A 15,874-nucleotide genomic window follows, 5' to 3' on the forward strand; every position below is an offset into this window, starting at 1 on the left:
ATCTGTGATTCCTTTTTGCAAACCTACTTTATTATGACCCCATTTAAATCTGTCTTATTTGTTCTTTTAAGCCTTGCAACAGTAAAAGGCTATTGCCAATATACCAATGTTATTAACTCCAATCGCCCAGGTGTATCGCGAAGCGCCTTTTCTGTGGGCACAAATGTAGCCCAACTAGAAGTAGGGCCATATATTTTAAAAGAAGAGCGAACACCAGCGCCAGCTTATGAAGTTTCGGGGTTTGGGATTGATTTTGCTGCGCGTTATGGACTTTTTTTTGAAGAGCTTGAGTTAAACATTGAAGGCACATACCAAAACGATACCAAGACGTTTGCTTCAAATTTTAATTCCGAAGAAGATCGGGCTAATTTTAAATTTGCAGCAATTGGCGCAAAATACTTACTTTACGACCCCTATAAAAATGCAGAAGAAGACAAACCCAACCTTTACAGTTGGAAGGCTAACCGACAATTCAAATGGAAATCGCTAATACCAGCTATCGCTATTTACGCAGGTGCCAATTATGATGCAAAAAACAATCCTTACACCGCTCCAGATATTGAAGGATTTAGCCCAAAAGTTATGATTGCTACTCAAAACAACTTTTCCGGCGGATGGGTATTTGTTATAAACCTAATAAAAGACCGAATTGGCACAGACCAGTCCGACTTTCAATACATACTCACTCTAACGCATTCTTTTAGCCCAAAATGGGTTATTTTCGGCGAAACTCAAGGCATTAAAAGCGATTTCTATGCCGACAACCTTTTTAGGTTTGGTGGCGCTTATTTGCTAGGTAAAGATTTTCAACTGGACACAGCATTAACGTTTAATACCAAAGATACCCCATCGGTTTTTAGCATAAACTTAGGGGCCTCTTACCGATTGGATTTTCATAAAGACAAAGAAGTTGATAACGGCACTTCTTCCAAAGATGAATTACAACGCAGGAACAACAGACAAAAAAAGTCTAGAAAAAACAAAAAAGAAGACTCCTCTGAACCTTCAAAAAGAAGGAAGAAAACAGATATAGACTTTGATTAAACCCTAAAAAAACTGTACCAAAAAACCATGGTAACACTCAAAGAAGTAAAGACAAAAAAAGAACTTAAAGCTTTTGTAAAGTTTCCATTTAAGCTATACAAGGGCTCAAAATTTTGGGTCCCTCCTATTATTAGTCAGGAAATGAAAACTTTCGATAAAAATGAAAACCCTGTTTTTAAAGACGCGGAAGCCAGATTGTTTCTTGCTTTTAGAAACAAAGAAATTGTTGGAAGGGTTGCAGCTATAACCAATTGGCTGGAAATCAAGGAACAAAACCAAAAAAAAATGAGATTTGGTTGGTTTGATTTTATTGACGATTTGGAAGTTTCGAAATCTCTTCTTGAAAGGGTTGAGGACATTGGGGAAAAGCACAATCTAGAATATGTTGAAGGCCCAGTTGGATTTTCAAATCTAGACAAGGTTGGTGTATTAACCGAAGGCTTCGATTCTATTGGTTCAATGATAACTTGGTACAACCACCCGTACTACGCAAAGCACTATGAAGCGGCCAATTATAGAATCGAGAAATCTTATTGTGAAAGCCGGTTTCCTTTTTCTAATGTAAAACCTGAATTTTTCGTTAAGGCAAACGAATTAATAAAAAGACGTTACAAGCTTAGGGCACTTAAATTTTCTTCGACCAATGAGGTCATGCCTTACGCCGATAAGATGTTTGACCTATTTAACGATTCTTACGCTAAGCTATCTTCTTTTGTTGCCATTAACGACATTCAAAAAGCTTATTTTAAAAAGAAGTTTATAAGTTTTATAAACCCCGAATATATCAAATTTGTTGTAGATGAAAACGATAACATGATAGCATTTGCTATTGTTATGCCATCATTTTCAAAAGCCCTGCAAAAAATGAACGGCAAACTGTTTCCTTTTGGGTTTAGACATATTATAAAAGCAAAAAAACACAGCAAAGATGTTGCTTTCTATTTAATTGGCGTTCATCCTGAATATCAAAATAAAGGCGTTCATGCGGTTATATTCAACGAATACTTCAATACTTTTACGGAAAAAGGTATTAAAATGTGTTACAGAACCCCAGAATTGGAAGACAATGAAGCCATTAGGAAAATCTGGAAGCATTTTGACCCCGAAGTATTTAAACGAAGAAAAACGTTTAGAAAAGATTATGCATAAAAAAATCCGATTCTGTTTTAGAATCGGATTTTTTTTAACTTTTATTCAGAATTACTCGCCCATGGCTGCCATTACCGCAGCAGAAAGACGTTTATAAGTACCGTTTTGCAATCGATCTCTAATAGCATCAAACGCATCAAGAGTTTCGTTAACATCTTCTAATGTATGTGTAGCTGTTGGAATCAATCTTAGTAAAATTAATCCTTTAGGTATAACAGGGTAAACTACTATAGAACAGAATATTCCATAATTTTCACGCAAGTCTTTAACCAAGGCCATAGCTTCGGGGATACTACCTTTTAAATATACTGGAGTTACACAACTTTGAGTAGTCCCTATATCGAAACCACGTTCTTTTAAACCAGACTGCAATGCATTTACGTTTTCCCAAAGCTTCGCTTTTAACTCGGGCATGGTTTTAAGCATTTCCAAACGCTTTAACGCACCCACCACCAATTGCATTTGCAATGACTTAGCAAACATTTGAGAACGTAAATTGTATTTTAAATAATCCATTATTTCTTGATCCCCGGCAATAAATGCCCCTGTACTTGCCAACGATTTTGCAAACGTTGCAAAATAAACATCTATATCATCTTGAACACCTTGCTCCTCGCCTGCTCCAGCACCAGTAGCTCCTAAGGTTCCAAAACCATGAGCATCATCAACAAACAATCTGAAATTAAATTTCTTTTTAAGTTCGGCTATTTCCTTTAAACGTCCTTGTTCTCCTCGCATCCCAAAAACGCCTTCAGAAATAACCAAAATACCACCTCCGGTTTGTTCAGCCATCTTTGTAGCACGCTCTAAGTTTTTCTCTAAACTTTGTACGTCATTATGTTTATAAGTAAAACGTTTGCCCATGTGCAAACGTACTCCATCAATAATACAGGCATGGGCATCTACATCATAAACAATGATGTCGTCTTTGGCAACCAAAGCATCAATGGTAGATACCATTCCCTGATAGCCAAAATTTAAAAGATAAGCCGCTTCTTTATTAACAAATGAAGCCAACTCATTTTGAAGTTTTTCATGTAAATCGGTATGACCAGACATCATTCTTGCCCCCATGGGATAAGCAGAACCGTACTGAGCTGCAGCTTCAGCATCTACTTTTCGTACTTCTGGGTGGTTTGCTAACCCCAAGTAATCATTGATACTCCACGTAATCACTTCCTTACCTTGAAACTTCATTCTATTTGAAATTTCTCCTTCTAATTTAGGAAATACAAAATACCCTTCTGCTTGAGCTGCCCATTTTCCTAATGGCCCTTTATCCTTATAAATCTTCTCAAATAAATCTTTCATTTATTATAATCTTGTTGCTATTAAAGTTAAGACATAACTATAACCAATCAAATGCTTTTTGGGAATAATAACACCATGTGTTAAGCAAATTCAAAGAAAGCCTTTAGCTCTTAGTTAGTTGGTGCAAAATTAAATATTTATCTGGTTTGAACATAATTTTTAATGCTCAATTATTGATAAAATAAAAAAAGAAGTGATATTTTGCTACTACTGCAAAACATCACCTCTTTATCTACTATAATATCTTATATTACTTAATATATTGGATGTTTTGCGCTGAAGCTTCGTTAATGCTATCAAAAAAGCCTTGCTCCTTCATCCATTTATCACTGTAAACTTTGCTCATGTATCGTGCTCCGTGATCAGGGTAAATAACCACAACACAATCATCTTTTTTAAACTTTCCTTCTTCACCTAATTGCAACAGCGCTTGAGTAGCGGCTCCTGATGTATAACCTACAAACATACCTTCGGTTTTAGCAATTAACCTTGCAGTATGGGCACTGTCTTCATCAGTAACTTTAACAAATTCATCTATCAAATCAAAATCTGTAGCTGAAGGGATTAAATTTTTTCCTAGACCCTCAATACGGTAAGGGTAAATTTCTTTTTCATCAAACTCCCTGGTTTCATGATATTTTTTTAAAACAGAACCAAAGGCATCTACACCAATAATTTTAATATTTGGATTTTGCTCCTTAAGGTATTTCGCCGTACCTGAAATTGTTCCACCTGTACCACTACAGGCCACAAGATGAGTTATTTTACCTTCTGTTTGATTCCAAATTTCTGGTCCTGTAGACTTATAGTGAGCATCAATATTCAATTGATTAAAATATTGATTGATATAAATCGAACCTTTCATTTCTTCGTGCAAACGTTTTGCTACTTGGTAGTAGGATCTAGGGTCGTCTGCGCTAACATGTGCTGGGCATACATAAACCTTTGCCCCCATTGTTCTTAACATGTCTATTTTATCTGGAGAAGACTTAGAACTTACTGCCAAAACGCAATCATAACCTTTAATAATACTAACCATCGCAATACTGAAACCAGTATTGCCCGATGTGGTTTCTATTATTGTATCGCCAGGAGAAAGTATACCTTTCTTCTCTGCTTGTTCAATAATATAAAGTGCTATTCTATCTTTAGATGAGTGTCCAGGGTTAAAGGATTCAACTTTTGCATAAAAGTCACCTTTAAGGTTGGAAGCTATTCTATTAAGTTTAACAAGCGGAGTTTTGCCTATTAAATCTAATACATTATCAAATACTTGATTTCTGTGTTCCATAAAAGCTATTTACAGGCGGCAATTTTTTGTATGTGAAATGCAACCTAAAATCGGACAAAAATAAAACTTTTTTTTTTATTAACCATGAATTCCCTCTAAATCTAACAAAAAAGCATACTCGAGAGCAACCTCTTTTAAGCTTTCAAAACGGCCTGAAGCACCACCATGTCCTGAATCCATATCGGTATACAGCAGCAATCTATTCTTATCGGTTTTAAAATCCCTGAGTTTTGCCACCCATTTAGCAGGCTCCCAGTATTGTACTTGCGAATCGTGAAGCCCTGTTGTTACCAACATGTTTGGATACACCTTAGCCTCTATGTTATCGTAAGGCGAATAAGATTTCATATAATCGTAGTATTTAGGATTGTTTGGGTTTCCCCATTCATCATACTCTCCTGTTGTTAAGGGAATAGAATCATCAAGCATGGTCGTAACCACATCAACAAACGGCACCGCAGCTAAAATACCGTTATAAAGTTCAGGGTTCATGTTAATCACAGCCCCCATAAGCAAGCCTCCAGCTGAACCCCCATAAGCGTACAAATGCCTATTTGAAGTATAATTTTCTGCTATTAAATACTTTGAGCAGTCTATAAAATCGGCAAATGTATTTTTTTTGGTGAGAAGTTTTCCGTTTTCATACCAATCTCTTCCCAAATACTCACCGCCACGAATGTGTGCTATGGCATAAATGAATCCGCGATCCAACAAACTTAAACGAATACTGGAAAAAGAAGGATCGGTGGTTGAACCATATGAACCATACGCATATTGCAGCAGTGGGTTGGAACCATCTAACTTTATACCTTTTTTATAAACCAAAGATATTGGGACTTTAACACCATCTCTAGCTGTGGCCCAAATTCTTTTAGACTCGTAATTTTCTTTGTGAAACTTACCACCTAAAACAGCCTGCTCTTTTTTTATCTCGCTCGTTTTGGTTTCAAAATTGTAATCTATAACGGCAGTTGGAGAGGTTAACCCGTTAAAAACATAACGCATCACAGGGCTCTCAAAATCAGGATTATTGCCCATGTAGGTCGTGTATGTTTCCGATTCAAAAGGCAAATAATAATCTTCACCCCCATCCCTACTTATTATGCGCAAATTATTGAGTCCGTTTTCGCGCTCGTTAACCACTAAATAGTTCTTAAATATTTCTATATCTTCAATAAGCACATCTTTTCGGTGTGGAATAACATCTTCCCAATGTGCTTTTTCGGTATGATTCTCATTGGTCTTTGATAGTTTAAAATTGGTTGCTCCATCTGCATTGGAAACGATGTAAAAACTATCGTCATAATGCGAAATGGAATATTCCAAATCACTTGTGCGCTCTTGAAACACCCTAAATTCTCCATCAGCGTTATCGGCATTTAAAATTCTATATTCCGAAGAAAGCGTACTTGAGGAACCAATTATGATATATTTTTTAGACTTGCATTTGTAAACAAATGTATGGAAGGTTTCATCTTTTTCGTGATAAACTTCTTCGTCATTATCAGAATTGGCACCGAATTTATGCTTAAAAATTTTATGCGACCTAAGAGTCACTTCATCTTTCATTGCATAAAATAAGGTTTTATTATCGTTGGCCCAGACCACACTTCCGGTTGTATTCAATATTTTGTCAGAATAAACCTCTCCAGTAATTAAATTTTTGATTTGGATGGTATATTGTCTTCTGCTTACAGTATCGATTGAAAATGCCGCCATGGTATTGTCTGGGCTAATGGCTATGCCGCCTAGGTTAAAGTAAGCATGGTCTTTCGCCAAATCGTTACAATCAAACAAAATTTCCTCGGGTGCTTCTAAAGTTTCTTTTTTACGCACGTATACGGGGTAGTCCTTTCCTTTTTCATAACGGGTTAAATACCAATAGCCATTGAGTTTGTAAGGTACAGACGTGTCATCTTCCTTAATTCTACCCTTCATTTCTTCAAACAATTCTTTTTGAAACCTTTCGGTATGCCTCATCATGTTCTTCGTGTAATCATTTTCGGAATTTAGATATGCTATTACCTTAGGATTTTCACGTTCATTAAGCCAATAATAATCATCTACCCTTGTATCATTATGAATACTCAGTTTTTTCGGTATTTTTTTCGCAACTGGTGCTTGAATGGTATTTTTCAAATGGGAATGTTTTATTCTTAAAATTTAAGCACTCAAAAATAGAAAAATTAAATAGTTTTGCAGGATAACATTAAATTAAAAGATATGTTTGGAGATATGATGAATATGATGGGCAAACTTAAAGAAACCCAAAAGAAAGTTGAAGAAACGAAAAAACGATTGGATACTGTTTTAATTGATGAAACCAGTAGTGACGGAAAACTTAAAATTACATTATCCGCCAACAGATCCATAAAGTCTATTGAAATAGATGATGAATTGCTTGAAGACAAAGAACAATTAGAGGATTATTTGATTCTTACCCTAAACAAAGCCCTTGAAAAAGCTGCTAATGTAAATGAAGCAGAACTGGCTGCTGTAGCTAAAGAAGGCATGCCAAATATTCCAGGGATGGATTTGTTTAAATAACAGTTTAAAGTAATTGGTTTAGGGCTTTCAACATTTTTTCGTGCATGCTGTCGGTGTAATCCATGTGTGTAACCATGCGTAATTTACACCCTCCCATTGAAATAATATATATGCTTTTATCTGCTAGTTTTTGAACAAAAGCGTTTTCATCAACATCGTCATTAAGTTCAAAAATCACAATATTGGTTTCAATCGAATCCATGTTTTTTATAAATGATAAATTAGCCAAAACGTCGCCAATTTCTTTTGCTTTTTTGTGGTCTTCGGCTAATCTTTCAATATTATTATCCAAGGCGTATAATCCTGCAGCCGCCAAATAGCCTGCCTGCCTCATATTTCCTCCAAAAACCTTACGGATTCTAATGGCGTTTTCCATTATTTGTGAATCGCCGATTAACACCGAACCGACCGGACAGCCTAAACCTTTGCTAAGACATACCGAAATCGTATCGAAAACCTCCCCGTATTGCATAGGCGTTTCTTTTTTAGCAACTAGGGCATGCCACAAGCGCGCACCATCCAAATGAAAGCCTAAGTTTCTTTCATTACAAACGGTTTTAATTTTTAAAATTTCATTAAAATCCCAACATGCTCCTCCTCCCTTATTTGTGGTGTTTTCTATTTCAACTAAACTAGTTTTGCTATAATAGTAATCTTGAGGATTTATTGCTCCAACAACTTGCTTGGCGGTAAACATACCTCGATTACCATCAATTAATTTGCACGATACTCCACTATTAAATGAAGCGCCACCAGATTCGTAATTGTAAATATGAGCATATTTATCGCATATCACCTGGTCTCCCGGTTGTGTATGAAGCTTTAAAGCCGTTTGGTTGGCCATGGTTCCACTAGGAAAAAATAAAGCTTGTTCTTTACCAAAACTACTAGCTATTTTAGCTTCTAATTTGTTAACGGTTGGGTCTTCCCTGAACACATCATCGCCTACTTCAGACTGTAACATGGCGTCAAGCATAGCTCGAGATGGTTTAGTCACGGTATCGCTTCTTAGGTCTATTTTCATCAATAATCGTCGCTATTATTTTTAGTAAGCAAATTTAATGTACTGAAAGATAGAAATAATAATTCGTAGTTAAAACAAGTCTGGTTTAAACGAATCATATTTCGTATTTAATGTTATTTTTGCTAAAAATAATTAGACACAATGATAACTTCTGATCAAATTAAAGATCTAAATACCCGCCTTGATAAACTAAGGCACTATCTTTGACATAGATGCCAAACTCATAGAAATACAGAACGAAGAAGAACAAACTTTCGACCCCAATTTTTGGAATGATTCCAAGCAAGCCGAATTGGTAATGAGATCCTTAAGGGAGAAAAAAAGTTGGGTAGAAGACTACAATACTTCCAAAACTTTGGTGGAAGACCTTGAAGTGATTTACGAATTTTATAAGGAGGAAGAAGCTACTGCCGAAGACGTTGAAAAGCGATACAGCAAGGCTCTAAATCTTATTGAGAAACTGGAGTTTAAAAATATGCTTTCTGACGAAGGCGATAGCTTAAGTGCTGTTTTACAAATCACTGCTGGAGCTGGTGGAACGGAAAGCTGCGACTGGGCCAGTATGCTTTTGCGAATGTACCTTATGTATGCTGAGAAAAATAGTTTTAAGGTAAAAGAACTCAACTTTCAAGAAGGCGATGTGGCAGGTATAAAAACCGTTACTTTAGAAATTGAGGGCGACTTCGCATTCGGTTGGCTAAAAGGTGAAAACGGCGTACACCGCTTGGTACGTATCTCGCCTTTTGATAGCAACGCCAAACGCCATACCAGTTTTGCTTCGGTGTATGTTTATCCACTTGTTGATGATTCTATTGAAATCGAGATCAATCCAGCAGATATTGAAATCACAACAGCGCGCTCCAGTGGTGCAGGTGGCCAAAACGTTAACAAAGTTGAAACCAAAGTACAACTAACACATAAGCCAACCGGCATTCAAATTTCTTGTTCCGAAACTCGCTCACAGCACGATAACCGCTCCAGAGCCATGCAAATGCTAAAATCACAACTGTATGAGATTGAACTTCAAAAACAAATGGAACAGCGTGAAGATATTGAGGCTGGTAAAATGAAAATTGAATGGGGCAGTCAAATTAGAAACTACGTGATGCATCCTTATAAATTAGTAAAGGACGTTAGAACCGGCCACGAAACTGGAAACGTAGACACCGTTATGGATGGTAATATTGATGAGTTTTTGAAATCGTATTTAATGATGACGGGGCAAAAAGAAGAAGACTCCTCCACCCTTTAGATTATGACTAAAATTGACACGATTATTTTCGATTTGGGAGGTGTTTTAATAGACTGGAATCCTGAGTATGTTTTTCTTGATGCCTTTAATGGTAACCAAGAAAAAACAAAATGGTTTTTAGAAAATATTTGTACTAGCGACTGGAACGAAAACCAAGATGCCGGCTATCCGTTACAACAAGCCACAAAAGATCTGGTTGAAAAATTTCCTGCTTATGAAAGGTATATCAAGCTTTTTTATGGCAAATGGGAGCAAATGCTGGGTGGCGAAATTAAAGGTACAGTTGAAATTCTGAAAGGACTAATTGATTCTGAAAAATTTAAAGTGGTGGCATTGACTAACTGGAGCATTGAAACATTTCCAATTGCTTTAGGCCGATTTGATTTTTTACAATGGTTTGAAGGCATTGTAGTTTCGGGTGAAGAGAAAACACGAAAACCTTTCAAAAAAATCTATGATATTACCTTAGATCGTTTCAACATAAATCCAGAAAATGCCATATTTATTGACGATAATCTAAGAAACATTCAAGCTGCTCAGGCTTTAGGAATTCATGCCATTCATTTTAAAAATCCAGTGCAACTAAAAAAACATTTAAGAACATATAACATAAACAACTTATCATGATTACCATTTACCACAACAACAGATGCTCCAAATCACGGCAAGGTTTAGCACTTCTTGAGGCAACAGGAAAGGACTTTGAAATTGTAAAATATTTGGAAAATCCACCAACAGAAAAAGAACTTAAAAGCATAGTAAAATTATTGGACATACCACCAATAGAATTGGTTCGTAAAAACGAAGCCATTTGGAAAGAAAACTATAAAGGTAAAGATTTAAGTGATTCCGAAATCATTTCGGCAATGGTTAAAAACCCAAAACTCATTGAACGCCCCATTATTATAAATGGCGAAAAAGCCGTGATTGGAAGGCCTCCTGGAAAATTACATGAAATTATTTAACATATTTTTAACCAATATAATTTAAACCATGGTTTAGTTTTCATGTCTAACCTTCTAAAACGTAACCATGACCAAGATTAAGGTATTATTTTCTTTTTTATCGATTATTATTTTTTCAATTTCTTTAAAAGCACAACCTAAAAGTTTAGAATACCCAACAGACAAAAAAATAGTTGTTAGCGGTAAAGTTGTAGATGCAGAAACGAAAGCACCTTTGGAATATGCTACAATAGCCTTTTTTAGTAAAAAGCAGAATAAAATTGTAGAAGGTGGTTTAACCGATATTAATGGTGAATTTAGCATTCCAATCACTAACGGACTTTACGATATTACCATTGAATATATTTCCTATAAAAAAATAACCCTGTCCAATAAAAATTTAGATGACGACCAAAACCTCGGTGTTATCTCCTTAGAGATTAATTTAGAGGCTCTTGATGAGGTTGAAGTTATTGCAGAACGAACGACGGTTGAAATAAAACTAGATAAAAAGATATACAACATTGGTAAAGATTTAACAACCGCAGGAGGTACGGTTAGTGACGCCCTTAACAATGTACCATCGGTTTCGGTTGATATTGAAGGTGGAATTAGCCTTAGAGGAAACGAAAATGTTAGAATCTTAATCAATGGAAAGCCATCGGCCATGGCGGGTTTTGGTGATACAAACGTACTGAGTCAACTTCCAGCCGAAGCTATAGAACGCGTTGAAGTAATTACTTCTCCTTCTGCCAGATATGATGCTGAGGGTACAGCTGGTATTTTAAATATTATTTTAAGACAAAGGGAGACTTTAGGATTTAACGGTTCGCTAAACTTAACTGCCGGTAATCCAGATAACGCAGGGGTTTCTGCTAATATAAATTACCGTACAGAAAAATTTAATCTGTTTTCAAACTTAGGTTTTAGATATTTTAGTTCCCCGAGAAACAGCTTTAACGACACTGAATATTTTGATAGAATTGAAGACGGGGCAACTATTGTTCCAGAATACAGGCGCATTAGAGAGGACCAAGAAGTAACGCGCCTAAACCGATATTATAATGCTAGTTTTGGTATGGAATATTTCCTTTCTAAAAAAACCTCCTTAACAGGAAGTGTATTTTACAGATATGGAGAAGATGCCGATTTATCAGTTAACAACAGTGAGCGTTTTAACGGTGGTAACATTGTAGAAGAAACCTTAAGAAAAGAAAAACAAGATGAAGCAGGAAACAACTACCAGTTTGCTCTAAATTATATCACAAAATTTGATGACGCTGGGCATCAATTAACCGCCGATTTTCAATATGAAACCGGTTCGGAAGAACAAATAACTTCAATAAATGAAGATTATAATTTTACCGACCAAGCGAATCCTGAACCATTTCAAGATGAAAAAGTAAAAGAAATTGAAGATGAAAAAGAATATTTGTTTCAAGTAGATTATGTTCTGCCCATTGGTGAAAACACCAGATTTGAAGCAGGCTACCGAGGTAATTTTGAAAACGAAATAAAGGATTATGTTTTACAACAGGAGGATATAAGTGACAATAGTTTTTTTGTGAATGATACCATTTCCAATGTTTTCGATTATTCTGAAAACGTAAATGCACTTTACTCCCAATACGGCACCAAATTTGGAAAGTTTTCGTTTCTTTTAGGTTTGCGTTTAGAGCACACTCAATTAAAGGGGAAAATTAATTCTAAATTAACAGACCAACAATTAGAAGATTATTATGAATTCCCTATCGATACCGATTTCGACAAAAACTATTTAGGGCTCTTCCCTACCGTTAACCTCATTTATAATTTAGGAGGAAACGATACCGATTCTGAAGAAAGCATTACCTTAGGGTATAATAGAAGGATTAACAGACCCAGAGGTTGGTTCATCAACCCCTTCCCTTCACGTTCCAGTAGAACCAATGTGTTTCAGGGTAACCCGAATTTAAATCCAGCATTTGCCAGCGCCTTCGACATTGGCTATTTAAAGCGTTGGGATAAATTAACCCTTACCTCATCGGTATACTATCAACATGAAACTGATTCATTTGAATTTATTTTAGAAAATACTGGACAACAAACTGATGATAAAATAGCTATAGTTAGAAGAATTCCAGTTAACCTTTCAACTAAAAAAAGAACGGGCGGTGAATTTGGCATACTTTACAACCCCAATAAATGGTTGAGGTTAAACTCCAGTCTTAACGTATTTCAATTTGAAAACGAGGGAGAATTTAACGGACGTGATTACGGTTACAAAAACACTAGTTGGTTTGCACGCTTAAGCAGCAAGGTAACCTTACCCGCTAAAATTGATTGGCAGACCAATGCTTTTTATAGAGGCGCAAATGAAAATGCACAAAGCGAAAATAAAGGCGTTCTTTCTATTGACTTAGCATTAAGCAAAGAGATATTTAATGATAATGCCACCTTATCGCTTAATGTAAGGGATTTATTGAACTCCAGAAAACGAAAATCTTTAACCACGGAAGAAACTTACCAAGTATACAATGAATCACAATGGAGACAGCGCCAAGTTAACTTATCGTTTAGGTACCGATTTAACCAACAAAAGCAACGCAATAGCCGAAGAGAAAACCAAAACGGTGGCGGTGATGACGAGATGGAGTTTTAAATCACTTCAAATTTTAAATACAAATAAAAAAGGAAGTTCAAAAAAATGAACTTCCTTTTTTTATCTTTAAAATTAATTAAAGTGATTAATGACCAGCTTCGCGCTTAGCTTTCTTTTCTTCCCTCATTTCTTTCAATCTTTCAATTAAAGAACCTCCAATCCAATAAGGAATTACAAAGGTTAACAAGAATATCATTAACCAAAACCCTATGGTTAAAATAGTTAAGAATGCTAAAAAGCCTAAATATTGGTCAAAATCAAACATAATTAATAAGTGTCTTTTAAAAATCTTTCGCAAAGATAATGCAAAGGGCGTACTTATACAATATCCATGTTAAATTTATTAACATAGTTTTCCACTAATCTAAATTAGGCTGTGGTGTAAGTCTTAAATAAGGTTTAATCTCTTTATAGCCCTTTGGGAAAATACTTGGAATATCTTCGGTTGCCACTGCAGGTACAACCACGCAATCTTCACCATTGTTCCAGTTAGCGGGGGTAGCTACTTTATGGTAAGCTGTTAACTGCAATGAATCGATTACACGTAGCAATTCATCGAAATTTCTTCCTGTTGATGCTGGATATGTAATAGTCAGTTTTACCTTTTTATCGTTCCCAATAACAAACACCGAGCGAACTGTAGCGTTACTATCGGCATTGGGGTGGATCATATCATAAAGTTTAGATACTTTTTTATCCTCATCTGCAATAATTGGGAAATTAACCGTGGTATTCTGGGTTTCGTTAATGTCGTTAACCCAGCCCTTGTGCGATTCTAATCCATCAACACTAAGAGCGACCACTTTTACATTACGCTTGTCAAACTCATCTTTATACTTGGCTACCGTTCCTAATTCGGTAGTACATACCGGTGTATAATCTGCTGGATGCGAAAATAAAATCCCCCAACCATCACCTAACCATTGGTGAAAGTTTAATTCACCTTCTGTAGACTGTGCAGTAAAATTTGGAGCTTCGTCTCCTAATCTAATCGTTGCCATAATATTATTTTATTTAGTTAAAGTTATTAAAATATATCACTCAATTGAACTGAGCAATTATGTAAAGCTAATGTAATTAATTACACGCAGTTTATAAATTTATTACCGTTATTTATATGTTAAAAACCTCTAATAAAAACTAGCAAAAATCATTAACAAAGCTACCAAAAACATTAACTTAGCAACTTTAAATTTAATGACCAAAAAGATGAGTTACAGAATAGAAAAAGACACCATGGGCGAGGTAAAAGTACCTGCTGATAAACTTTGGGGCGCACAGACAGAACGCTCGAGAAACAACTTTAAAATTGGGCCTGCAGCATCCATGCCTTTAGAAATTGTTTATGGTTTTGCCTATTTGAAAAAGGCCGCTGCATACACCAATTGCGAATTGGGTGTTTTGCCTGTTGACAAACGTGACTTAATAGGTAAGGTTTGTGATGAAATTTTAGAAGGTAAGCACGATGACCAGTTTCCTCTAGTGATTTGGCAAACAGGTTCTGGAACACAAAGCAACATGAATGTGAACGAGGTTGTTGCCAACAGAGCGCATCAATTAGCTGGAAATGTTATTGGTGAAGGAGACAAAACCATCTCACCAAATGATGATGTGAATAAATCGCAATCTTCGAACGACACCTTCCCTACTGGTATGCACATTGCTGCCTACAAAAAAATAGTTGAAACAACTATTCCAGGGGTTAAGCAATTACGTGATACGCTAAAGAAAAAATCCGAAGCCTTCAAAAATGTAGTTAAAATTGGTAGAACCCATTTAATGGATGCTACACCTTTAACTTTAGGACAAGAGCTTTCTGGCTATGTGGCACAATTAGACCATGGTTTAAAAGCACTTGATAATACATTGCCACACTTAAGTGAATTGGCATTGGGAGGTACTGCAGTTGGAACGGGGTTAAACACACCCAAGGGATACAGCAAACGTGTTGCAGAATATATTGCTGAATTCACTAGCTTACCATTTGTAACTGCTCCCAATAAATTCGAAGCACTGGCAGCGCACGATGCCTTGGTTGAAACACACGGTGCTTTAAAACAATTGGCTGTTTCATTAAATAAAATCGCCAACGATATTAGATTAATGGCTTCAGGTCCTCGTTCGGGTATTGGAGAAATCATTATCCCGGCGAACGAACCAGGAAGTTCTATTATGCCAGGCAAGGTGAACCCAACACAATGCGAAGCATTAACTATGGTTTGCGCTCAAGTTATGGGTAACGATGTAGCCGTTTCTGTTGGTGGTTTACAAGGCCATTATGAGCTTAACGTGTTTAAACCTGTTATGGCTGCTAACGTACTACAATCAGCTGAATTAATAGGTAATGCATGTGCTAGCTTCGAAGAGAACTGTGCTATTGGAATTGAACCCAACCACGAAGTTATTACCAAATTGCTTAACAACTCTTTGATGCTTGTAACAGCGCTTAACACGAAAATCGGTTATTATAAAGCGGCTGAAATAGCAAATACAGCTCATAAAAACGGAACGACTTTAAAAGAAGAAGCCATTAACTTAGGTTACGTTACTGCCGAAGAATATGATGAATGGGTAAAACCAGAAGATATGGTAGGGAGCTTAAAATAATTTAACTAAATATTGATTATATAAAAAAACCACTTCGAATGAAGTGGTTTTTTTGTGAACAAAA

The 15,874-nt window shown here is 36.1% G+C and carries 14 protein-coding genes; 8 read left to right on the forward strand and 6 right to left on the reverse strand.

Going from position 1 to position 15,874, the window contains the following annotated elements:
* The first annotated feature begins 33 nt into the window (after positions 1-33).
* Both ACIEHO_RS12420 and ACIEHO_RS12425 read left to right on the forward strand, forming a co-directional pair.
* Positions 34-1,044 (forward strand): transporter, encoded by a 1,011-nt coding sequence (locus ACIEHO_RS12420; protein WP_406972165.1) that lies wholly within the window; start codon positions 34-36, stop codon positions 1,042-1,044.
* A gap of 27 nt (positions 1,045-1,071) precedes the next feature.
* A complete protein-coding gene (locus tag ACIEHO_RS12425; protein WP_406972166.1) occupies positions 1,072-2,193 on the forward strand; it encodes a GTP cyclohydrolase in 1,122 nt (373 codons plus the stop codon).
* Positions 2,194-2,244: 51 nt separating this feature from the next.
* On the opposite strand, the gene ACIEHO_RS12430 is transcribed toward ACIEHO_RS12425, so the two are convergent.
* From ACIEHO_RS12430 to ACIEHO_RS12440, 3 genes are all read right to left on the reverse strand, one after another.
* A complete protein-coding gene (locus tag ACIEHO_RS12430; RefSeq protein WP_406972168.1) occupies positions 2,245-3,504 on the reverse strand; it encodes an aminotransferase class I/II-fold pyridoxal phosphate-dependent enzyme in 1,260 nt (419 codons plus the stop codon).
* Between the two features lie 250 nt (positions 3,505-3,754).
* A complete protein-coding gene (locus ACIEHO_RS12435; protein ID WP_406972170.1) occupies positions 3,755-4,795 on the reverse strand; it encodes a PLP-dependent cysteine synthase family protein in 1,041 nt (346 codons plus the stop codon).
* Positions 4,796-4,873: 78 nt separating this feature from the next.
* Positions 4,874-6,934, reverse strand: a complete 2,061-nt coding sequence (locus ACIEHO_RS12440) for a S9 family peptidase (protein WP_406972172.1) — start codon at positions 6,932-6,934, stop codon at positions 4,874-4,876.
* An 84-nt stretch (positions 6,935-7,018) separates the two neighbouring features.
* On the opposite strand from ACIEHO_RS12440, the gene ACIEHO_RS12445 reads away from it, so the two are divergent.
* Complete coding sequence (locus ACIEHO_RS12445; protein ID WP_406972224.1) at positions 7,019-7,342, forward strand: YbaB/EbfC family nucleoid-associated protein; 324 nt, start codon at positions 7,019-7,021, stop codon at positions 7,340-7,342.
* 4 nt (positions 7,343-7,346) lie between these two features.
* Here the strand turns inward: ACIEHO_RS12445 and ACIEHO_RS12450 are convergent, their stop codons facing one another.
* Positions 7,347-8,366: a threonine aldolase family protein gene (locus ACIEHO_RS12450; RefSeq protein ID WP_406972174.1), complete on the reverse strand. Its 1,020-nt coding sequence runs from the start codon at positions 8,364-8,366 to the stop codon at positions 7,347-7,349.
* Between the two features lie 141 nt (positions 8,367-8,507).
* On the opposite strand from ACIEHO_RS12450, the gene prfB reads away from it, so the two are divergent.
* The 4 genes from prfB (at position 8,508) to ACIEHO_RS12470 (ending at position 13,203) form a co-directional block, all read left to right on the forward strand.
* Positions 8,508-9,618, forward strand: a protein-coding gene (gene prfB, locus ACIEHO_RS12455) for a peptide chain release factor 2 (protein WP_406972176.1) whose coding sequence is annotated in 2 segments (ribosomal slippage) — positions 8,508-8,570 and positions 8,572-9,618 — 1,110 coding nt in all. Because the reading frame shifts where the segments join, the coding sequence is not laid out codon by codon here.
* Between the two features lie 3 nt (positions 9,619-9,621).
* On the forward strand, positions 9,622-10,245 hold the full coding sequence (locus tag ACIEHO_RS12460) for an HAD family hydrolase (protein WP_406972178.1): 624 nt from the start codon (positions 9,622-9,624) through the stop codon (positions 10,243-10,245).
* Positions 10,242-10,583, forward strand: coding sequence for an arsenate reductase (glutaredoxin) (gene arsC, locus ACIEHO_RS12465; RefSeq protein WP_406972180.1), 342 nt, complete (start codon positions 10,242-10,244; stop codon positions 10,581-10,583). Before ACIEHO_RS12460 ends, arsC begins: the two co-directional genes overlap by 4 nt.
* Before the next feature lie 67 nt (positions 10,584-10,650).
* Entirely contained in the window at positions 10,651-13,203 is a 2,553-nt protein-coding gene (locus tag ACIEHO_RS12470) for an outer membrane beta-barrel protein (protein WP_406972182.1), read from the forward strand.
* Between the two features lie 85 nt (positions 13,204-13,288).
* On the opposite strand, the gene ACIEHO_RS12475 is transcribed toward ACIEHO_RS12470, so the two are convergent.
* A complete protein-coding gene (locus ACIEHO_RS12475) occupies positions 13,289-13,468 on the reverse strand; it encodes a hypothetical protein (RefSeq protein ID WP_406972184.1) in 180 nt (59 codons plus the stop codon).
* Between the two features lie 94 nt (positions 13,469-13,562).
* A complete protein-coding gene (locus ACIEHO_RS12480) occupies positions 13,563-14,204 on the reverse strand; it encodes a peroxiredoxin (protein ID WP_406972186.1) in 642 nt (213 codons plus the stop codon).
* A 208-nt stretch (positions 14,205-14,412) separates the two neighbouring features.
* Here ACIEHO_RS12480 and fumC point away from each other — a divergent pair, with 208 nt between their 5' ends.
* The gene (gene fumC, locus ACIEHO_RS12485; protein ID WP_406972188.1) at positions 14,413-15,810 is read left to right on the forward strand and encodes a class II fumarate hydratase; all 1,398 of its coding nucleotides are present in this window, start codon (positions 14,413-14,415) and stop codon (positions 15,808-15,810) included.
* Positions 15,811-15,874 lie beyond the last annotated feature (64 nt).

Origin of the sequence: Flavisericum labens (genome assembly GCF_045446075.1) — a bacterium.
In the GTDB taxonomy this organism is placed as follows: domain Bacteria; phylum Bacteroidota; class Bacteroidia; order Flavobacteriales; family Flavobacteriaceae; genus Flavisericum; species Flavisericum labens.